The 20,793-nt window shown below is 60.9% G+C and carries 15 protein-coding genes, 1 tRNA gene and 2 pseudogenes; 6 read left to right on the plus strand and 12 right to left on the minus strand.

What is annotated here, in order from left to right; all coding sequences use genetic code 11:
• Positions 1 to 37: 37 nt before the first annotated feature.
• From ACM6JM_RS03705 to ACM6JM_RS03715, 3 genes are all read right to left on the minus strand, one after another.
• Positions 38 to 1,765 carry a J domain-containing protein gene (locus tag ACM6JM_RS03705; RefSeq protein ID WP_414881355.1) on the minus strand — a complete coding sequence of 576 codons (1,728 nt, stop codon included), beginning with the start codon at positions 1,763 to 1,765 and terminating at the stop codon, positions 38 to 40.
• 11 nt (positions 1,766 to 1,776) lie between these two features.
• Positions 1,777 to 3,474 (minus strand): molecular chaperone HscC, encoded by a 1,698-nt coding sequence (locus tag ACM6JM_RS03710; RefSeq protein WP_414881356.1) that lies wholly within the window; start codon positions 3,472 to 3,474, stop codon positions 1,777 to 1,779.
• Between the two features lie 200 nt (positions 3,475 to 3,674).
• Positions 3,675 to 5,093, minus strand: coding sequence for a short-chain fatty acid transporter (locus tag ACM6JM_RS03715; RefSeq protein WP_039766372.1), 1,419 nt, complete (start codon positions 5,091 to 5,093; stop codon positions 3,675 to 3,677).
• 199 nt (positions 5,094 to 5,292) lie between these two features.
• Between ACM6JM_RS03715 and ACM6JM_RS03720 the strand changes: the two genes are divergently transcribed.
• The 4 genes and pseudogenes from ACM6JM_RS03720 to ACM6JM_RS03735 all read left to right on the plus strand — a co-directional run bounded on the left by ACM6JM_RS03720 (position 5,293) and on the right by ACM6JM_RS03735 (position 8,724).
• A complete protein-coding gene (locus tag ACM6JM_RS03720) occupies positions 5,293 to 6,606 on the plus strand; it encodes an MFS transporter (protein ID WP_414881357.1) in 1,314 nt (437 codons plus the stop codon).
• A gap of 208 nt (positions 6,607 to 6,814) precedes the next feature.
• Positions 6,815 to 7,453 (plus strand): annotated as a pseudogene (locus ACM6JM_RS03725) (PAS domain-containing protein); the annotation flags it as partial.
• A gap of 156 nt (positions 7,454 to 7,609) precedes the next feature.
• A pseudogene (locus ACM6JM_RS03730) lies at positions 7,610 to 8,041 on the plus strand (methyl-accepting chemotaxis protein); the annotation flags it as partial.
• A gap of 83 nt (positions 8,042 to 8,124) precedes the next feature.
• Positions 8,125 to 8,724 carry a flavin reductase family protein gene (locus ACM6JM_RS03735; protein WP_074692318.1) on the plus strand — a complete coding sequence of 200 codons (600 nt, stop codon included), beginning with the start codon at positions 8,125 to 8,127 and terminating at the stop codon, positions 8,722 to 8,724.
• A gap of 137 nt (positions 8,725 to 8,861) precedes the next feature.
• On the opposite strand, the gene ACM6JM_RS03740 is transcribed toward ACM6JM_RS03735, so the two are convergent.
• Positions 8,862 to 9,233 carry a helix-turn-helix domain-containing protein gene (locus ACM6JM_RS03740; RefSeq protein WP_039766364.1) on the minus strand — a complete coding sequence of 124 codons (372 nt, stop codon included), beginning with the start codon at positions 9,231 to 9,233 and terminating at the stop codon, positions 8,862 to 8,864.
• Positions 9,234 to 9,420: 187 nt separating this feature from the next.
• The gene (gene ggt / locus ACM6JM_RS03745; protein WP_414881358.1) at positions 9,421 to 11,253 is read right to left on the minus strand and encodes a gamma-glutamyltransferase; all 1,833 of its coding nucleotides are present in this window, start codon (positions 11,251 to 11,253) and stop codon (positions 9,421 to 9,423) included.
• A 155-nt stretch (positions 11,254 to 11,408) separates the two neighbouring features.
• Here ggt and ACM6JM_RS03750 point away from each other — a divergent pair, with 155 nt between their 5' ends.
• Positions 11,409 to 12,515, plus strand: a complete 1,107-nt coding sequence (locus tag ACM6JM_RS03750; RefSeq protein WP_414881359.1) for a DUF2817 domain-containing protein — start codon at positions 11,409 to 11,411, stop codon at positions 12,513 to 12,515.
• A 76-nt stretch (positions 12,516 to 12,591) separates the two neighbouring features.
• On the opposite strand, the gene ACM6JM_RS03755 is transcribed toward ACM6JM_RS03750, so the two are convergent.
• From ACM6JM_RS03755 to ACM6JM_RS03770, 4 genes are all read right to left on the minus strand, one after another.
• Positions 12,592 to 12,843: a bacteriocin immunity protein gene (locus tag ACM6JM_RS03755; protein ID WP_039766356.1), complete on the minus strand. Its 252-nt coding sequence runs from the start codon at positions 12,841 to 12,843 to the stop codon at positions 12,592 to 12,594.
• Positions 12,844 to 12,849: 6 nt separating this feature from the next.
• Entirely contained in the window at positions 12,850 to 14,100 is a 1,251-nt protein-coding gene (locus ACM6JM_RS03760; protein ID WP_414881360.1) for an S-type pyocin domain-containing protein, read from the minus strand.
• 225 nt (positions 14,101 to 14,325) lie between these two features.
• A tRNA-Met gene (locus ACM6JM_RS03765) sits at positions 14,326 to 14,402 on the minus strand.
• Between the two features lie 115 nt (positions 14,403 to 14,517).
• Positions 14,518 to 16,575 (minus strand): methyl-accepting chemotaxis protein, encoded by a 2,058-nt coding sequence (locus tag ACM6JM_RS03770; protein ID WP_414881361.1) that lies wholly within the window; start codon positions 16,573 to 16,575, stop codon positions 14,518 to 14,520.
• Between the two features lie 333 nt (positions 16,576 to 16,908).
• On the opposite strand from ACM6JM_RS03770, the gene ACM6JM_RS03775 reads away from it, so the two are divergent.
• Complete coding sequence (locus ACM6JM_RS03775; protein ID WP_414881362.1) at positions 16,909 to 18,126, plus strand: MFS transporter; 1,218 nt, start codon at positions 16,909 to 16,911, stop codon at positions 18,124 to 18,126.
• 63 nt (positions 18,127 to 18,189) lie between these two features.
• Here the strand turns inward: ACM6JM_RS03775 and ychF are convergent, their stop codons facing one another.
• The 3 genes from ychF to ACM6JM_RS03790 all read right to left on the minus strand — a co-directional run bounded on the left by ychF (position 18,190) and on the right by ACM6JM_RS03790 (position 20,671).
• Complete coding sequence (gene ychF / locus ACM6JM_RS03780; protein WP_007951727.1) at positions 18,190 to 19,290, minus strand: redox-regulated ATPase YchF; 1,101 nt, start codon at positions 19,288 to 19,290, stop codon at positions 18,190 to 18,192.
• 22 nt (positions 19,291 to 19,312) lie between these two features.
• The gene (gene pth / locus ACM6JM_RS03785; protein ID WP_007951726.1) at positions 19,313 to 19,897 is read right to left on the minus strand and encodes an aminoacyl-tRNA hydrolase; all 585 of its coding nucleotides are present in this window, start codon (positions 19,895 to 19,897) and stop codon (positions 19,313 to 19,315) included.
• Between the two features lie 171 nt (positions 19,898 to 20,068).
• Positions 20,069 to 20,671, minus strand: a complete 603-nt coding sequence (locus tag ACM6JM_RS03790; protein WP_011335926.1) for a 50S ribosomal protein L25/general stress protein Ctc — start codon at positions 20,669 to 20,671, stop codon at positions 20,069 to 20,071.
• Positions 20,672 to 20,793: the final 122 nt, after the last annotated feature.

Genomic DNA, 20,793 nt, shown 5'->3' on the forward strand with positions numbered 1-20,793 from the left:
AAACCTTGGTGGAGGGGCAATCCGGCCCGCATCAAGCCTAGCCGGGGAACAGATGTTTCAGCGAATAACCAAGCTGACTCGCAAGAATCACGCCGGTCATGACCACCAGAAACAGCAGTTGCAACGGGCTGAAATGCGCCCAGTGCAGTGCGGTCAGCCACGGGTGCTTGTCGCTGAACTCCGGGTCGAGCGTGCCGATGCGCCGCTTGTGCCAGAGCCCGATCACGATTACGCCGATGTAGGTGAAGGCTCCCAAGGCACCGAGCATGACCGAGAACAGCAGGATCATGACGGCTTGCGGCACGCCATGGCGCAGCACGAGCCAGCGGGTGTCAGGATTCCATCGGCGTGGAATGACTCTTTCGGTCAACCACAGGTCCTGAACGATCAAATGGGCGCTGATCAGAAACCAATAACTCAGGCCGATCCGGAAAAACCACACAGGAACGCAGGCGAAGGCCAGGGGAATGACGATGCTCATCGCCGTGGTTTTGTGCTCGGCGGGCAGATAGAACAGCCACAGTGCTAACGCTATCGCGGCCCAAGACCGCAACCAGGTTTCGGCGGCGATGTAGCGCGGCAGAAACCGTCGCCAGTAGAAAACGTCGGCATAGGGCAAGCGGGCAAGCAGGTCGGGGAAGCGCCACTTGAGGGTTTCCGACAACTGTTGGCAGGCCTGCCAGTCCGCCGGAATGAAGCGGTCGGTCAGGTCTTTGTGTTGCCGCGGCTTCATCGGGCTGATCAGCATCCGTGCGGCCAGCGCATCGGGCGACCCGTTGCGCTGATCTTCGGCCCGGGAGCAAAGAGTGTCGTAGAGGCTTTCCTGGTTGCAGCGCTCGATCAGCGCCTGCCAGAGCCAGTCCGGTTGCGGATGAATGCCCTTGGTGTCGTCCCAGCCAAATAATTGGGAGATACGGTCGAACAGCGGAACGCTCCACTCTCTGTCCTGCAGCAGTTGCAGAATGATCTGCTGCCAGTGTTCCCGACGGTCGAACACCTGGAGCCAGGGTTGGGCCGTGTAAGTCTTGAGCAGCGCGAGAAATTCGCGCTCGTTTTGCGAGGCGAGGAGGGTTTCCAGCGATTGCCGGTAATCCGTCAGCAACTCGCTGGCGAGAATGCTGCGCTGCCCGTCGCCGATAACGATCTCCTGCCACGGGCCCAGCCAACCTAGGTGCTGCACCGCCCAGCGGGCAATCGAAAGGCGCAGGGCGGGCTGATCGAAGCACAACGTCAGCAACAATGTCTGGAACGCCTGCGCACAATCCTGCTGGCGCGCTTGCTCCCAGCGCTCGTCCAGGTTGGCTTCCGAGAGGCCGTTCAGCAATTGCGATGCGGCTTCAATGGCCGGGTCGGCAGTCGGCTGCTCGGGTTCCAGGTTAAGAGGCTCCGGATTCAGGGGCTGTACCCGCAAGATCGGCGACTCGAGCGGTGCTTCGGGCGCGGCCGGGGTCACCGGTTCGAATAGCGCCGCAGGGTAATCCCACGCATCGGTCCCTGTCTTCTGCAGCGGCTGGGCCATGGACTGCTCCTGTGCCGCCAGCGCGGCGATACCCGGAGCAAGCATGACGTCGCCGTGCTCGTCGGTCTCCTCGTTTTCAAGGCGCCACTGGGCAATCGACAGAGCACGCTCATAGGCCTCGCGCAGGCGCTGGAAGCCTGCGGCATCCTCATCGGGCCGGAAGACTTTCAGCAGACGCGCATAGCTGCGCTTGATATCGCGCAGCCCGGCGTCTTCGGGCAGTTGCAGGACGGACCAGCATTCCATGTCGTGCTTCCTTACTGCCAGGGGCTGCGGTCGAGGGCGCTCAACTGCTTGCTCAGTTCGGTGCGGGTCTCACGGATCTGCCGCTCGTCCTGAGAGTCCAGGGCGTGCTGGAATTGCTTGGCCCAGTGGCCGATCTGATCACGCAGGTCGCCCAGGCTTTCCTGATACAGACGTTCCAGCCGTGCACTGAGCAGGGTGTTCACTTGCTGCTCGCGTGGATGGATCTTCAATTGCGCCAGAGCTTGCAGACGCTGCTGGATTTCCTCGGGCGTCAGCACGCCGGGGTTGTTCTCGATGACCAGCGAATGCTGCTGACCGGTCAGGGGGATGCTGACCTGGGCTTCGAGCAAGCCGTTGTTGTCGTAGGTGAAACGCACATCCAGCTCGACTTCGCCGGCCTTGCGCTTGGGCACCTTGATGTCCAGTTGGCCGAGCGCCACGTTGTCTTTGACCAGGCGGCTTTCGCCCTGAAAGATTTTCACGACCACCTGTTCCTGGTTGTCGTGAAGGGTCTGCACGGTTTTCACCCGGCTGACCGGAACGATGCTGTTGCGTTCGATGATCGGCAGGTAATGACCGCTCTCATACTGGCGACCGACCTGGGTGGAGGTCTCGATCCCCAGGGTGTAGGAGCAGACATCGGTGAGCACCACTTCTTCCAGCGCGGCCGAACGGGCCTTGAGCGCAGCTTGAATCGCAGCACCCTGAGCGACCACCTGATCCGGATCGAGGCTGATCGAAGGGAAACGGCCGAACAGCCCGGCGGCGAGTTTGCGCACCAGCGGCATGCGGGTGGTGCCGCCGACCAGCAGGATTTCATCGAGGTCGCTGACGCGGATGCGTGCGTCGCGCAGGGCCCGTTCGATCGGTGCGCGCAGGCGTTCGAGCAGCGGCATGTACAGCGTCGCCATTTGCGCCTGGGTGATGGTCTGCGTCCATTGTTTTTCGCCGACCTGCAATCTGAATTCGGCGCTGGCGTCCTGGCCCAGTGCACGGCGCACACGTTCTGCCTCGCGGCGCAGCGGCTGGAGGATGCTGGAGCGCTCGGGGAAATCCGACACGTTGCGATGCTGATCGATAAAGTGCTCGAGCAGCACGTTGTCGAAATCCTCGCCACCGAGGAAGTTGTCACCGGCGCTGGCGCGCACTTCCATGACACCTTCGAAGAGTTCGAGAATCGACACGTCGAACGTACCGCCGCCCAGGTCGAACACCAGGAACGAGGTTTCCTTGTCCCGCTGGTGCAGGCCGTAGGCGAGTGCGGCGGCGGTGGGTTCGTTGATCAGCTTTTCGACTTTCAGGCCCGCCAGCTCACCGGCGATGCGCGTGGCCTTGCGCTGGGCGTCGCTGAAGTAGGCCGGAACGCTGATCACGGCTTCCGTGACGGTCTGGCCGTAGGTGCGCTCGACGTCTTCTTTCAGGCTCTTGAGCACCAGCGCCGACAGCTCTTCCGGGCGGAATTTTTTATCCCCGAGGTAAACCTCCGTGGCGCTGCCCATGTGTCGCTTGAACAGCGAAGCCGTCAGGCGCGGATGAGTGTGCAGACGCTCACGGGCGGCTTGTCCGACCAGAATCCGGCCCTGATCGTCCAACCCCACCACGCTGGGTGTCAGGAACTGCCCCAGGGCGTTGGGCACCAATTCAGTGGCGTCGCCGCGCCATACGGCAACAAGGCTGTTGGTGGTTCCCAGGTCAATCCCGACGATCATTGCAACGAACTCCCTTTGCGCTCAGACAAAAAATGAAACAGATATTGGCGCGCAAGAATATTACCGAGGCAGTGGCGCGGTAAAGAAAGATGATGGCGCTGAGCCATTATTTGCGACAGGCAACCGCAGAAAGGATCGTTCGGGGCGTTTTTGTCGAAGAGCAAGACAAGGCGCCGGAGCCGGCACCCTGTCGTCATCGTTTACGGCATCACGGGCGGTAGATAGGAAAGCGTCGTGCCCAGCGCCCACAGCAGCACCAGCACCAGCGGTGTGTGCACCAGCAATTGCACAAACGAGAAACCGATCAGATCCCGTGCCTTCAGCCCCAGCACGCCCAGCAGCGGCAGCATATAGAACGGGTTGATCAGATTCGGCAGGGCTTCGGCGGCGTTGTAGATCTGCACCGCCCAGCCAAGGTGATAGTTCAGATCGTTGGCCACCTGCATCACGTACGGCGCCTCGATGATCCATTTGCCGCCGCCGGACGGAATGAAGAAACCGAGAATCGCCGAGTACACACCCATCAGCAATGCATAGGTGTCGTGGGAAGCGATGCTGACGAAGAACGTCGAGATGTGATGGGCCAGGGTCTGGGCGTCGGTGCCCTTGACCGTGGTCATCAGCGCGGCGATCGAGCCGTACAGCGGGAACTGGATCAGCACCCCGGTGGTGGTCGGCACGGCGCGCGCCACTGCATCGAGGAAACTGCGCGGGCGCCAGTGCAGCAACGCGCCGAGCATGATGAACAGGAAGTTGTAGGTGTTGAGCCCGGAAATCGCGGTGATCGCCGGTTTGGTCGAGAACTCGTGGAACAGCCATCCGGCCGCCAGCAGCACCAACAGGATGATCAGCAGCGGGCTGTGTTCCAGCCATTCGCCGGGGCGAGTACGAGGTTGCAGCGGCGGCAGGTTGAAGGCCGGGTCGATGCCGCAGGCCTTGGCATCACGCGCCGAGTTCGGGCCGGGCGCGGTGGCGTAGGCGATGATGATCGAAATCACGATCAGCGCCAGCAGCATCACTCCCGACTGCCAGAGGAAAATCGTCTGGGTGAACGGAATCACCCCGGTGATCGACAGGATCGACGGCGGCAGGCTGGCCGGGTTGGCCTGCAACTGCGCGGCGGACGACGAAAGGCCCAGCGCCCACACGGCGCCGAGGCCAAGGTAGGCGGCGGCACCGGCGGCGCGGTAGTCCATTTTCAGATCGGTGCGGCGGGCGAGGGCGCGGACCAGCAGACCGCCGAACACCAGCGACAGGCCCCAGTTGAGCAAGGACGCAACCATCGAAATCAGCGCGACCCAGGCCACGGCCGAGCGACCGTTTTTCGGTATCCGCGCCAAGCGGTCGATCAGCTTTACGGCGGGCGGCGAACTGGCCACCACGTAACCGCCGATCACCACAAAGGCCATCTGCATGGTGAACGGGATCAGGCTCCAGAATCCGTCCCCGAAGGCCATGGCGGCGTCGGTGGGTTTGGCGCCCATGGCCAGGGTCGCCAGCGCGACGATGATCACCGCCAGTGCGGCGAATACCCAGGAGTCGGGAAACCAGCGTTCGGCGAAACTTGAACAGCGCAAGGCAAAGCGCGCAGAGCGGCTATCTTCGATATCAACGGCCACGGGAATACCTCGGATTTTTATGTTTATTGTGGTCTTCGGGGCCTGGCCGGCCCGTCTGGACAGGTGCCAACAGTAAATCAACCGGCGGATTTTTGTGACCGTGTTTTGCTGAATCAGACTATGGTCTAACGGGTTGTCCGGCGGCCCGTTTGCGTAGACCATGGGCGCCTTGGTTTTTTGCCTGCCAGAGTTCTTTGCCATGACTGCCCATTCCACTGCCCGACCGGCGCCGTTCAGCCGTTCCGACTACAAGACCCTCGGCCTTGCGGCCCTGGGCGGGGCGCTGGAGATCTACGATTTCATCATTTTCGTGTTCTTCGCCCTGACCCTCAGCCAGCTGTTCTTCCCGCCGGAAATGCCCGAGTGGCTGCGCCTGCTGCAAAGCTTCGGGATCTTCGTGACCGGCTATCTGGCGCGCCCGCTGGGCGGGATCCTGATGGCGCATTTCGCCGACCGGCTGGGGCGCAAGAAGGTTTTCAGCCTGAGCATCCTGATGATGGCGCTGCCGTGCCTGCTGATCGGGATCATGCCGACCTACGCGCAAATCGGCTATTTCGCACCGCTGTTGCTGCTGGCGCTGCGCATCCTGCAAGGCGCGGCGGTGGGCGGTGAAGTGCCGAGCGCCTGGGTGTTCGTGGCCGAGCACGCACCGGCCGGCCATCGCGGTTATGCCCTGGGCTTTCTGCAGGCCGGGCTGACCTTCGGTTACCTGATTGGCGCGTTGACCGCGACTTTTCTGGCACAAGTGTTCACCCCGGCCGAAGTGCTCGATTACGCCTGGCGCTATCCGTTCCTGCTCGGCGGTGTGTTTGGCGTGATCGGTGTCTGGTTGCGCCGCTGGCTGAGCGAAACCCCGGTGTTCATGGCCATGGAGGCGCAGCGCGAGGCACGGGTCGAACTGCCGCTGCGCACCGTGCTGCGCGATCATCGCCTGGCCATGTTGCCGGCGATGCTTCTGACCTGCGTGCTGACCTCGGCGGTGGTGGTGTTTGTGGTCATCACCCCGACCATGATGCAGAAAACCTTTGGCATGACTGCCGGCCACACCTTCGCGTTGAGCGCATTGGGCATCGTCTTCCTGAATATCGGTTGTGTGATTGCCGGTCGACTGGTCGATCGCATCGGTGCCTGGCGCACGGTCATGCTCTACAGCCTGCTGCTGCCGCTGGGCATCGGTCTGCTTTACACCTGCCTGATCAGCGGCGGTGACTGGGTCGGTCTGGCTTACGCCGTCGCCGGGTTGTGCTGTGGCGTGGTCGGGGCGGTGCCGTCAGTGATGGTCAGCCTGTTCCCGGCGCGGATCCGTGTCTCCGGGATCTCCTTCACCTACAACATTGCCTACGCCGCCTGGGCGAGTGTCACACCGTTGCTGCTGATCGGTCTGATGCCGTGGAGTCCGTGGATCTGCGTGATGTTCTGCGCCGTGATGGGCGCGGTAGGTGTCGCCAGTGCGGCGTATTTTGGCTCGCGAATGCCACGCGCGGAGCAGTGTGCAGTGGCCCGCACCGCCTGAGTTGTCCAGGCTTAACTATTTTTGTAGGACACGCCTCAAACGCTCTTCAGAAAAGATTTCCAAGGCCGATGGTTAGGCTGCATACCCGCTATCCATCCAGTCCATCGGTGCTTTCCCCATGTTCAACAAACGCCTGAAGCAAGAGCTGGCGGCTCTTCGTGAAGAACTCTCCAGCCTTCTGCAAGTGAAGGAGAGCCTGGAAAGCGAGATGCTGGTGCTTACCCTTGAGCCCGACGGACGGATTCAGTCGGTCAACCAGAACTTCCTCAATGAAATGCTCTACAAGAGCCACGACCTGATCGGCCGTGCCATCGAAGACATCGTGCCGTCCCATGTGAAGTCCGATGAGTTTCATCACCGCTTCAAGGCCGCTTTGACCCGTGGCGAGCATTTCGCCGGCGCTGTGCGCCTTTCCCGCGGTAACGGCGAAGAGGCGTGGTTGCGTTCGATCGTGCAGCCGATTCGCTCTTCGGATGGCCGGATCAAGCACTTCTCGATTTTCTCCAGCGACCTGACCCGCACCATCGAGGCCTCCCGCGAACACGAAAACCTGATCGGCGCGCTGGTGCGTTCGACTGCCGTGATCGAGTTCGACCTCAGCGGCAACGTATTGAGTGCCAACGACCGGTTCCTGCAGGGCATGGGTTACAGCCTGGCGCAGATCAAGGGTAAACATCACCGCCAGTTCTGCGAGCCGGAGGAGTACAACAGCGCCGAGTACCAGAACTTCTGGCGTCGCCTGAATAACGGCGAATTCGTTGCCGGCCGTTTCAAACGGGTCGACAGCCATGGTCGCGTTGTCTGGCTGGAGGCGTCCTACAACCCGGTGCTCGACGCCAACGAAAAACTCTACAAAGTGGTGAAGTTCGCTACGGTGATCACCGATCAGGTCAATCAGGAACAGGCCGTCGCCGACGCCGCCAATATCGCCTACAGCACGTCCCTGCAGACCGACAGCACGGCCCAGCGCGGCACCCGTGTGGTGACTGAAGCGGTCAATGTGATGCGTGATCTGTCCAGGCACATGCAGACCGCCGGCGAAGGCATCGAGGCGCTGAACGAGCAATCCCAGGTGATCGGCACCATCGTCAAGACCATCAGCGGCATCGCCGAGCAGACCAACCTGCTGGCGCTCAACGCTGCCATTGAAGCCGCTCGTGCCGGTGAGCAGGGCCGAGGCTTTGCGGTGGTGGCCGACGAAGTGCGGCAACTGGCCTCGCGCACCAGTCAGGCGACCGAGGAAATCGTCGGCGTGGTGCGCCAGAACCAGGACATGGCGCGCAACGCCGTGGCCCTGATGACCGACGGCAAGCAACAGGCCGAACAAGGGCTGGCGCTGGCGGCCGAGGCCGGTACGGTGATCGTCGAGATCCAGGACGGCGCGCAGAAAGTGGTGAACGCGGTCGGCCAGTTTGCCAATCAGTTATCCAGCTGATGCGAGGCGAAGGGATTGTCCATGGCAATCCCTTCGCGGTTTTTATCCCGCTACAATCGGCTCTTTTTCCCGGAGCAGATCCCATGAGCGAGTCCTTCCGTCGCCCGGTTCCCCTGAACAAAGCCTACCGCCTGCTCAATCACGGGCCGACCGTGCTGGTCAGCGCCGCCCATGCCGGGCAGCGCAACATCATGGCCGCGGCGTGGGCCATGCCGCTGGATTTCGAACCGCCGAAAGTCGCGGTGGTCCTCGACAAATCCACCTGGACCCGGCAACTGCTCGAGGCCTCGGGCACTTTTGTTCTCAACGTTCCCTGTGTGAATCAGGCGGACATCGCGCAGACCGTCGGCTCGACATCGGGCCTGGAAATCAATCGCGATCAAGGTCAGGACAAGTTCCAGGCTTATGGCCTGCCGACCTTCGCTGCTGAGCAGGTTGATGCTCCGATGCTGGACGGTTGCGTGGCCTGGCTCGAATGCCGGTTGCTGCCTGAGCCGCGCAATCACGAACAGTACGATCTGTTTCTGGCCGAGGTGATTGCGGCGCAGGCTGATTCGCGGGTGTTCAGCGATGGACGCTGGCACTTCGAGGGGCATGACGGCTTGCGCACTCTGCACCATGTGGCCGGCGGGCATTTCCTGACAATTGGCGATTCGGTGGATGGCAAGATGCTCGAGGTTTGAGCGCCGCTGAATGACAAGTCATGGCCGGATGTTGCAATACAAAAAAGGCTTACCTCTCGGTAAGCCTTTTTCAGTTGGAGGGTGGGGGAATTCAGGGTAGGCAATACATGTTGAGGTGCCTGCATGGCTGTTTTTTATCAGACCGATTTCATGGGTTTGATCAAACTCTCTGCCGGAATACCGAACAACTCGTGAAGTTTCCAGATCATGGGAAGCGTCAGCGCGCGTTTGCCATTCAGAACCTCATAAACGCGGTTTGTCCGGCCAATTGCAGGAGCGAGATCGGCTGCTGACAGCCCGGACTGCTCCATCCGAAACCTTATGGCGTCAATCGGGTTGGGCAGGTCGAGTGGGAAGTGCCGGGCCTCATAGGCTTCGATAAGGGTGATCATGATGTCGAAGTAATCACCTTCAGGCGTGCCGGGCTCTGGCTCATTCTCGAAAAAAACGGACACGTCTTTGAGTGCCGCACGGTAGTCTTCTTCGGTGTGAATCGGACGTATGTTCATGGGTTACTCCATTTCGACGGTATCAGCGTCGATTGCGTCGTACTGTTTGTGAGAACTCTGCAGCACTCTATCCCGGACAACATTTTTCCGGTGTAGGAAAAGGCAGCGTGATTTAGCCGAATTGGATTTATGGACATACAAAAAAGGCTTACCTCTCGGTAAGCCTTTTTCAGTTGGCAGAGTTGATTCAATCCCCCAACGCTACTCCTTCGCGCCGAGGATCTGCCCCACCTGACAGCGTTGACTTCCCCTGAGCATCCTTGACCCGCACGATGGCCTGAGTGCCGCTGGTCATGTCGATTTCATTGACGGTGTGGCCCTTGTCCTTGAGCGCCTGGATCAGCGTCGGGCTGAACTGGCCTTGTTCCAGTTCCGTCGGGCCGTTGCGGCTGCCGAAGTTGGGCAGGCTGATGGCGCTTTGTGGGTCGAGGTTCCAGTCGAGCAGGCCGACGGTGGTTTTGGCCACGTACTCGATGATCTGCGAGCCGCCGGGAGAGCCAACGGTGGCGACGAACTCGCCACTGTTGCGGTCGAAGATCAGGGTCGGCGCCATCGATGAGCGTGGGCGTTTGCTCGGCTCCACTCGGTTGGCGACTTTCTGTCCGTTCTCTTCGGGGATGAACGAGAAGTCGGTCATCTGGTTGTTGAGCAAGAAGCCCTGAACCATCAGGTGCGAGCCGAATGCCGCTTCGATGGTGGTGGTCATCGATACCGCGCCACCGAAGTCATCGACGGCCACCACTTGCGAGGTGGAAATGCGCAGCGGCGAGCGATCCGGCGCGTAGGCAACCTGCACGCCCGGCGGTGTGCCGGGTTTGGCGCTGCCCAGGCTGCGTTCGCCGATCAGGCTGGCGCGGCTGGCCAGGTAACCCGGATCGACCAGGCCCTTGACCGGCACCGGCACGAAGTCGGTATCGGCTACGTATTGCGCGCGGTCGGCGTAGGCCAGGCGCTCGGCTTCGGCGATCAGGTGCACGGCTTGCGGTGCCGGTTCGATGCCGGCGGGTTTATCGGTCTTCACAGGCTTGAGCGGCGTCAGGGACAGGCGCGGATCGCGGGTCTCCAGCGCCTGCAAGGTGCCGAGAATCTGCGCCACCGCAATCCCGCCCGATGACGGCGGCGGCATTCCGCACACCTGCCAGCGCTTGTAGTCGGTGCACAGAGGCGCGCGTTCCTTGGCCTGATAGTGCTGAAGGTCGGTCAGCGACAGGCTGCCGGGGTTGGCGTGGCCCTGAACCTTGGCCACGATCTCTTCGGCGATCGGGCCTTTGTACAGTGCGTCCGCACCTTCGTTGGCGATGCGTTTGAGAACGGCGGCCAGCGCCGGGTTTTGCAGTCGCGTGCCGACGGCTTTGACGCTGCCATCGCTGTTCAGAAAATACCTGGCCATGTCCGGCGAGCGGCGAATCACCGGGTCGGACTCCAGCAGCGAATGCAGGCGCGGCGAGATCGCAAAACCCTGCTCGGCCAGTTTGATCGCCGGCTCGAACAATGTTGCCCACGGCAAGCGGCCGTGCTTTTTGTGCGCCAGTTCCAGCGCTCGCATCACGCCCGGCGTGCCGACGGAGCGTCCGCCGATCTGCGCCTGCGGGAACGGCATCGGTTTGCCGTCGGCCTGCAGAAACAGCTTCTCGGTCGCACCCGCCGGTGCGGTTTCGCGACCGTCGTAGGTGCGCACCTGTTTGCCATCCCACAGCACGATCATCGCGCCGCCACCGATGCCGGAGGATTGCGGTTCGACCAGGGTCAACACGGCTTGCATCGCGATGGCGGCATCGATGGCGGAACCACCCTGACGCAACATCTCGCGACCTGCTTCGGCGGCCAGCGGATTGGCAGCCGCGGCCATGTGTTTTTCAGCGTGGCTGGCTTGCAGGCCGGTGCGGTAACCGGAGGCGGCTTCCGGCGCCAGCGGCAGGGTCGAGGAGGGCGGTGCGTTGCAGGCCGTGAGGGCAATGGCACTGACGATCAGTGTCAGGGCGGGCAGGCGAAAGCGGTTCAGGGGCAGGGCTGGAAACACGCGGGGCTCTCCGTCCGTGGGATAAAGGTCTGACGGACTGTATCGGCCGACCGTGCAGGACGCAAACCGCAGGCACCTTTGTCCTTCATGCCTTGGCGGATTTTCTGTAGGGTCAGGGGCAAACGTGAAGCCAGAACAATCAACAAGAGGCCGCCATGCACAACGAGTTTCCGACCCAGCCCAGCTATCGCGAACAGCGCGAGCGCTTTCTTGCCGCCGCGAAGGTGACGGGTGCCACGCTCTCTTCGTACGCGCATCCGCTCAATGGGCCGTTTGGCGAGTCTTTGAGTACCGATGTCGCGGTGCTGGGGGATCCAACGGCCAAACGGCGCCTGGTGGCGCTCAGCGGCACCCATGGGGTTGAGGGTTATTACGGTTCGGAGTGCCAGATCGACTGGCTGAAGCATTTCACGCCGGACTCGCTGCCGAAGGATGTCGCGGTGGTGATGATTCACCTGATCAACCCGTGGGGCACGGCGTGGCTGCGGCGGGTCAATGAAGACAATATTGACCTCAACCGCAATCACCTGGATTTCAACCGACCGCTTCCGGACAACCGCGCTTACGCGGCGCTCCATGGAATCTACGCCTGCACCGATTTGAACGGCCCCGAGCGACAAAAGGCTGATGCCTTGCTCGATGCGCAAATTGCCGAGCGCGGCTGGCCGGCGGTGATGTCGATTGTCGAGGGCGGTCAGCACAGTCATCCCGACGGATTGTTCTTTGGCGGACTCGCACCAAGCTGGTCGAATCGCACGCTGCATTCAATCATCGAGAGTCATCTGGCCGGTGCTGAAACCGTGATGTGTTTCGACCTGCACACCGGCGCCGGTGAGTACGGGCATCCGATGTTGCTGACGATTACCCAGGCGCCGTATCCAGCGCTGGCAAAGGCGCAGTCGATTTACGGCCCGTGGCTCTACACGCTGCACACCGGCGCCGAAACCTTGAGTGAAACCGGCGTTGCCGCGACCGCCACCGGCTACACCTCGCAGGCACTGCTCAATGCGCTGCCGAATGTGCAACTGATGCCGTTCGTGATCGAGTGCGGGACTTATCCGGGGCCGGACGTGCATCGTTACCTGCGCGACGATCACTGGCTGCATCTGCATGGCGATCCGCTGGATGCGACGGGGCGGGCGATCAAGTTGAATCTGCTGGAGCAGTTTTATCCGGCGGATCCGGACTGGCGGGCGATGGTCGGTTTGCGGACGCGGCAGATTTGGGCGAAGGGGCTCAGGGCGTTAGGGGGCGAGGCATAAACAAACGGCTTGCCTTTCGGTAAGCCGTTTTGACTGCTTGGATATTTACAGTGGTGGGACTATGGCCGGCTGATGTTCACTGCTTGAAGCCTGGCAGTCCGTTGGTAGCAAGCCATTCTTTTACGGTCTTCGTAATGCCCACGGCAGAGTTGTCCTCTCCTGGTTCGGGATAAAAAATCAAGTCGGTGCCGTCCGGGTGGCCGGTAAGCTTTCTGAATTGTGCCAGCAGCTCGCCAAGCTCCGTATCCGATCCACTTTTATTGGTGGCACGTATTTTTTCGATGAAACGGATAAATTCGGTTTCAGTGTATTCAGATATTTTTTCCATGTGCGTTCACTGTTTTTTGTGTTGAAAGATGTGATTTTTAGGGGTGTTGATTCGGAGGTTGTCTATGTCGTAGACAGCGCCACCATCAGTGATCCGCTCGACGTGATGTATTTCAAATACCCCTCTTGTGCCTACAGACTCCCTGTCTCGAACCGCGGATGCGTTGCCCGACATTAAACGATCTTGGGCATCCGAATTGAACTGATCGAAAAGTTCTGGATCATCCCGCACGGCTTGCCAGAATGCTTTTCTGAACGCGTCGAAGTTTGAAAACTCCCTCCCTCTGAGTCTGTCCGCAATCCGCGTCGGAATCGGCACTCCAATCCCTGTTCCAGCTCCTGCCAGCCATACACCGGAAACATCCTCACCAATCCCCGTCACCGTCCCCGGCATCAATCTCGCCGGTTTCGAAAACACCACATACAACGACTTCAGCCCGGTCTCAGCCGGAAACACCAGAATACAATCCTCGGCGGTGATGTCTTCGCCGGGCAGGATTTCTATCTGGCTGTCGGTGTTCGCGGCGATCGGGTGGACGAGGATCGTGCTCAGTGGTTCGCCGTGCTCCGGATAAACCAGCGGCGGCATCGATCCCAGCGGCCCGCGTTGCGGCGTCCACAAAATCGTGATGTCGTTGAGCTTCGCCTCCATGGCGCTCTTGTCGTTGTTCCACTCGACTTTTACGGTACGCACCGAGTCGTCGCCCGAGGCTCCGGTGTGGATGCCGTAAACCTGCATGACGCCTTCGGCATCGCGTCGGAACTGGAACCGCACGCGAGTTTTGGCGCGGCTCATGCTGCGTAGCTGTTCATCAGTGTGAAGCGTGCCGTCGCCCATTCGGGTCGGAAGCATCCCGAGGATGAACACGCTGGCCGGGCCTCCCGCACCGCGGATTGCCCAATTAAGGCGCTGCTGCAGGATTCCACCACCGGCCATGCGCCCCAACGCCAGATCGGCACCGATTGCCTTCGCTACGGCGTGACTGGCAGCGGGAATGCGCAGCGCGCCCGCCACCATGACTTTGCCGAAATGAAAGACGGGCTCAGGTGTTGTGCCCGCATCCGTCCGGCACCAGTTGCCCGGCGTGCAGGACTTGGCAAAAACCAGATCGTCGCGAGGCTTTGGCGATGGCCATTCGTCTGTCGGGACGCAGACAGGCTCTGGCTCCGGGGGCGGATTCCAGGCAGCCCATGAGGCGCCGCCGTTCGGAAGCTTTCGGCGCCAGATATCATCGAAAAGGTCTTGGTCCAGGTCCATGACAACTCCCTGTCTGTCTTTGGAACGAGACGGGGGGAGCTTGTCGGTCAATCGCGATGGCGATCAAATCGACTTGCCGGGATGCGCGTGCCTGAACGAACGAAAAATCCTCTTCGTACGCTTTTCGCACCCTGTTCCTACGGAGCCAGTCGATTCACTGAGGAAGGGCACTTTTCTCGAGGCATAAAAAAACGGCCTACCTTTCGGTAAGCCGTTTTTAGTACTTGGTGGCTACACAGGGACTTGAACCCCGGACCCCAGCATTATGAATGCTATGCTCTAACCAACTGAGCTATGTAGCCAAGTGGCGCGCATTATTCCCCTGAAATGGAAAAGCGTCAAGCGTAAATTCAAAATATTTCTTCTTATTTTCAACCGCTTATCCTCCCGCGCCGAAAATCGGCGCGGGAGGGGCTTTCAACGCAGCTGAAATCTTCCGGTGTTGGCACTCAAGGCATGGCTGCCCTGGCTCAAGGTGTCCGCCGCAAGATTCACGGCCCGCGCGCCTTCGAGCAGGCGAACCGCCGCCTGATCCACCTGCTGGATATTGCTGCTGACCTCATCGGCGGTGCTCGCCTGTTCTTCGACTGCCGTGGCGATCTGGGCGAGGGTGTCGGTGACGCTCTGCACGGCGCTGGCGATTTCCCCCAGGCGTTCGCCCAGTCCGGTGACCGCTTCCGCGTCTGATTGCGCCTGACCGCACGCAGCCTCCATCAGGCTCACGGCTTCGTTGACCGTATTGCGCAGACTGTCGACCGTACCGGCGATCTGCGCCGTGGACGATTGCGTACGTTGCGACAGGCTGCGCACCTCGTCGGCCACCACCGCAAAACCGCGACCCTGTTCACCAGCCCGCGCGGCCTCGATGGCGGCGTTGAGCGCCAGCAGGTTGGTCTGTTCGGCGACGCCGCGAATGGTGTCGACCACCAGTTGAATCTGCTGCCCTTGCTCGCTGACCCGGCCGAGCGCTGCGGCAGTTTCGTTCAGGCGCTGATTGAGCTGCTGGATGCTCGCCGTGGTGCGTTGACTGTCACGGCTGCTGTCGGCAGCGATGCGCCGGGTGTGCTGGGCGCTGCCGGAAGCCTGTTCGCAACTCTGCGCCACGCCTTGGGAAGTCGCTGCCAGTTGCGTGGCCGCTGCGGCGATCTGACTGATCTGCAATTGTTGCGCTTCGACTTCGCTGAGAGCGCCGCTGGAGTGATCGTTGAGGCTGCGCACCGCGTTGCTCAGTTGCGAAGTTTCGTGATCGACACCCAGCAGGCTGGTGCGCAGTTGCACTACGGCCACGTTGAGCGCGGTGCTGATCGACGCCAGTTCATCACGTCCCACGACCGGCACTTGCAGGCTCAGATTGCCGTCGCGCAGGGCTTCGGCCAGCAGCGTGATGCCGCTGGCGCTGCGGCGGATCGAGGCTTGCAGGCAGACGAACAAATACAGCGCCGCCAGCAACAGGAAACCGAAGACCGCCGCGACAACGATGAACTGACGAATCGCCGATCCGTGGTAGTCATCCAGCCGCTGATCCAGCGACACCAGCGATTGCTGGCGCAGCGTGGCGAGGTTGCCGAGCAGGGCATCGAGAGTGCGCTCGAACTCTTCAGGTTTGAGATTGATGCTGCCGCCGAACACGCCGTCATCCAGCACTTTCAATCCGGCGTCCAGCTGTTTGAGGCTGTCGTGATATTGCCCGGCCCAGTTTTGCAGGGCTGGCGGCAGACGCGCTTCAAGCAGGCTCGCGGTTTTCACCAACTGCTCGCGCGCATCGCCGATGCGGCTGCGCAGGTCACGCAGTTGCAGACGGCTTTGCAGGGTGAACTGACCGGAAACCACGGACGCCTGGCCGACGGCTGCCAGTCGGCCGACCCGCTCGATCAGGTCCGGTGCGTGCTGGGTGGAAATCTGTGTCAGCAGATAGGTTTCCAGCCACGGTGCAAGGATCAGACGGTTGTCCATCGCGATCTGCTCACGCAAGGCTTGCAGCGCGCTGAGGGCGTTCGTGAAGCGGTCGTAACCGTCCGGCCACCAACCGACACCGGAAAGGCTTTTCGAGTCCAGGCCATTGAGCGCGGCTTGCAGGGCCTGATAGCGAGTCAGGGTTTCACCTTCCGCGCCTTCGGCTTGCAAGGCACTGCCCAGCTCCAGCGTCGCCTGGGCAACAGCAGGCTGCACGCCATCGAAGGCGGCCACGGCGGCCAGAGTCGCGGGTGTCGGCTGGCGGTTGGTTTCCGTGGCGCGCCAGCGGGCGGCGCGATCGCGCTGGGCGGCGAGCAGGTTGTCGAGTGCATCGAGGGCGAGCAACTGCCGCACACCGGCACGTTCGCCGGCGATCAGGTTGAGTTTGTCGCGATAGTCCTGGCCGATCATCAACAGGCTGCCGGCCAACGGCAGGATAAACAGCAGAAACAACAACTGGAATTTACGCGCGAAGCCAAATCGCCCCAGCAACCTGATCCCCGGTGATAAAAAAGCCTGCATGCCCCATGACTCCTCTGGACACCACGCACCATCGGCGTGCATCGCGGTCGTTGCGACCGGGATTGGTGCCCTGCTAAAAGGCCTCGAAAGTTCACCCTTGCCCGCTCTGTAGGCCGGCTCTGTAGCGAAACTTCCCATTCTCGATACCCTTTGTAAGGGCGCCGCGTTCAAGCGGATAAGCAAGGCAAGATTCAGACCATGGCGTTGCGCTATCACTTGTGGCGCGACGACTGAATAGTTCGTTAGCTGGCTAAGGGGATGGCGCTGGCGCACCGAAAAATGGCACATTGACGCACCTGCCCGCGTGCACCCATCTGCAGTCCGGAAATTCCCATGGCTATCAGCAACGTTCAGACCGCCGCTGCCTCGGCGTCCGCTCCTCCCCAGAGCAGCCCTTTGGTGATGCGCATCATCGGCGCGGTGGCGCTGGCGCATTTGATCAACGACCTGATCCAGTCGGTGCTGCCGTCGGTCTATCCGATGCTCAAGGCCAACTATGGCCTGAGCTTCACCCAGGTCGGCCTGATTACCCTGACCTTCCAGTTGACCGCGTCGCTGTTGCAGCCGTGGGTCGGTTATCACACCGATCGGCATCCGAAACCGTGGCTTTTGCCGGCAGGTTCCGTGTGCACGCTGATCGGCATTGTGATGATGTCGATGGTTGGCAGTTTCCCTCTTATCTTGCTGGCGGCGGCGTTGATCGGTATCGGCTCTTCGACCTTCCACCCTGAAGCTTCTCGTATCGCGCGTCTGGCGTCGGGCGGGCGCTTCGGTCTGGCGCAATCGACCTTTCAGGTGGGCGGTAACGCCGGCTCGGCCTTCGGCCCGTTGCTGGCGGCGGCGATCATCATTCCTTTCGGGCAGGGCAACGTGGCGTGGTTCGGGCTGTTCGCGGTGTTTGCGTTGTTCGTGCTCTATCGCATCAGTCGCTGGTACGCCCATCACCTGAACCTGTTCAAGCTCAAGGCCGGCCAGGCCGCCACTCATGGACTTTCGAAGGGTAGGGTGGTCAGTGCGCTGGTGGTGCTGGGTCTGCTGGTGTTCTCCAAGTATTTCTACATGGCCAGCCTGACCAGTTACTTCACCTTTTACCTGATCGAGAAGTTCGACCTGTCGGTGGCAAGCTCGCAGCTGCATCTGTTCCTGTTCCTCGGCGCGGTGGCGGCGGGAACGTTCTTCGGCGGGCCGATTGGCGACAAGATCGGGCGTAAAGCGGTGATCTGGTTTTCGATCCTCGGCGTGGCACCGTTCACGCTGCTCATGCCCCATGTCGACTTGTTCTGGACCAGCGTCCTGAGCGTGGTGATCGGCTTCATCCTGGCTTCGGCGTTCTCGGCGATTGTGGTGTACGCGCAGGAGCTGGTGCCGGGTAACGTCGGCATGATTGCCGGGGTGTTCTTCGGTCTGATGTTCGGTTTCGGCGGGATTGGCGCGGCGTTGCTCGGGCATCTGGCGGACATTCACGGCATCGAATACGTGTACTTCCTGTGCTCGTTCCTGCCGCTGTTCGGGGTGTTGGCGATCTTCCTGCCGAGAACCAGGAAGGCCTGACGGGCCGAATTTCAGGCACAAAAAAGCCGCGTATCAAACGCGGCTTTTTCTTGGGTGCTGCTTTTACACGTTGAAGCGGAAGTGCATCACGTCGCCGTCCTTGACGATGTAATCCTTGCCTTCCAGACGCCATTTACCGGCTTCCTTGGTACCGGCTTCGCCCTTGTACTGGATGAAGTCGTTGTAGGCGATCACTTCGGCGCGGATGAAGCCTTTCTCGAAGTCAGTGTGGATCACACCAGCGGCTTGCGGTGCGGTGGCACCGACGCGGACGGTCCAGGCGCGGACTTCTTCGACACCGGCGGTGAAGTAGGTCTGCAGGTGCAGCATTTCGTAGCCGGCGCGGATCACGCGGTTCAGGCCAGGCTCTTCCAGGCCCAGGGCCTCGAGAAACATGTCTTTCTCTTCGCCGTCGTCCAGCTCGGCGATTTCCGCTTCGATCTTGTTGCAGACCGGAACAACCATCGCGCCTTCTTCTTCGGCGATGGCCTTGACCACGTCCAGGTGCGGGTTGTTCTCGAAACCGTCTTCAGCGACGTTGGCGATGTACATGACCGGCTTGGTGGTCAGCAGGTGGAAGCCCTTGATGATCGCTTTTTCGTCGGCGCTCATGTTCTTCATCAGGCTGCGCGCAGGCTTGCCTTCGCTGAAGTGCGGGATCAGTTGTTCCAGCAGAGCCTTCTGGGCCACTGCATCCTTGTCACCGCCCTTGGCGTTGCGCGCGACTTTCTGCAGTTGCTTCTCGCAGCTGTCGAGGTCGGCGAAGATCAGTTCCAGGTCGATGATTTCAATGTCGCGCTTCGGGTCGACGCTGTTGGAAACGTGGATCACGTTCTCGTCTTCGAAGCAGCGCACGACGTGAGCGATCGCGTCGGTTTCGCGGATGTTGGCCAGGAACTTGTTGCCCAGACCTTCACCTTTCGACGCGCCGGCAACCAGGCCCGCGATGTCGACGAATTCCATGGTGGTCGGCAGGATGCGCTTCGGATTGACGATGGCCGCCAGAGCGTCCAGACGTGGATCCGGCATCGGCACGATGCCGCTGTTCGGCTCGATGGTGCAGAAGGGGAAGTTCTCCGCCGCGATCCCGGATTTGGTCAGGGCGTTGAACAGGGTGGACTTGCCGACGTTAGGCAGGCCGACGATGCCGCAATTGAATCCCATGGTGTTTCCCCTCGGATTAGAGTCAGGCCTTCTGGCTGTGCAGGTTTTTCATCGCGCGGTTCCATTCACCGGCGAGGATATCCGGCAGCACGCCGAGGGCAAAGTCGATGCTGGCATCGAGTTTTTCCTGTTCGGCGCGTGGCGCACGACCCAGGACGAAATTTGAAACCATACTGGCGACGCCCGGGTGGCCGATGCCAAGCCGCAGGCGGTGGAACGTATTCTGATTACCCAATTGCGCAATGATGTCGCGCAACCCGTTGTGACCGCCATGGCCGCCGCCGACTTTGAGTTTGGCGACGCCCGGAGGCAGATCGAGTTCGTCGTGTGCCACCAGGATTTCTTCGGGCTTGATGCGGAAGAAACCGGCGAGTGCCGCCACGGCCTGGCCGCTGCGGTTCATGTAGGTGGTGGGAATCAGCAGACGAACATCCTGACCCTGATGCGAAAAACGCCCGGTCAGGCCGAAATACTTGCGATCGGCCACGAGATTCACGTTCTGTGCGTGGGCGATGCGCTCAACAAAAAGGGCCCCTGCGTTATGCCGGGTCTGTTCGTATTCAGCGCCTGGATTTCCCAGGCCAACGATCAGTTTGATGGCAGTCACGATAGGGGCCCTTCCTTTGAGTGGTGGATAACATCGCCGCGATCAGGGAAGGCGGCGAAAGTGGACGAAAAATGCTCATTTACCATGGATGTAAACTCCGCGTTCCCGCCCGCTTTCTCGCTACGTTCCAGTCCGCGATGTTACCTGCTCACTCAGGCATGACAGAGTGAATTACTCTGCTGCGCCTTCTTCGGTAGCTTCTGGAGCAACACGTGGAGCGTGGACGTTGGCAACAGCCTTGTCATCGCCGTGTGCCAGAGCAACGAACTCAACGCCTTTAGGAGCCTTGATGTCCGACAGGTGAACGATGGTGCCGATTTCAGCGTTAGCCAGGTCGACTTCGATGAACTCAGGCAGATCTTTCGGCAGGCAGGAAACTTCGATCTCGGCAACAACGTGCGAGATTTCGCCGCCTTTCTTCACTGGAGCAGCTTCGTTGATGAAGTGCACAGGAACGATAGCGGTCAGTTTCTGGCCAGCTACAACGCGTACGAAGTCAGCGTGCATCACGTGGCCTTTGGCCGGGTGACGCTGCAGAGCCTTGATGATCACGTTCTGCTTGGTGCCACCAACGTTCAGTTCGATAACGTGGCTGTAGGCAGCTTCGTTTTCGAGCAGTTTGGCAACTTCTTTGGCCAGCATGCTGATGGATTCAGGGGCTTTGTCGCCACCGTAAACAACAGCTGGAACCAGGGCAGCGAGACGACGCAGGCGGCGGCTCGCACCTTTCCCCAGGTCGGAACGCAGTTCAGCATTCAAAGTAAAATCGTTCATTTTGTATCTCCAAAATAGCCATGACCGAGTGGCGTTTGCGACCAGCGCCGAACACGGTATGGGCAAAAAAGCCCCGCCCCGGCAGGAATGCCGGGGCGGGGCGCTTTTCGTCAACGAGACAT

The sequence above is a fragment of the Pseudomonas sp. IT-P2 genome, from assembly GCF_949767575.1.
GTDB classification, from domain to species: domain Bacteria; phylum Pseudomonadota; class Gammaproteobacteria; order Pseudomonadales; family Pseudomonadaceae; genus Aquipseudomonas; species Aquipseudomonas pharyngis.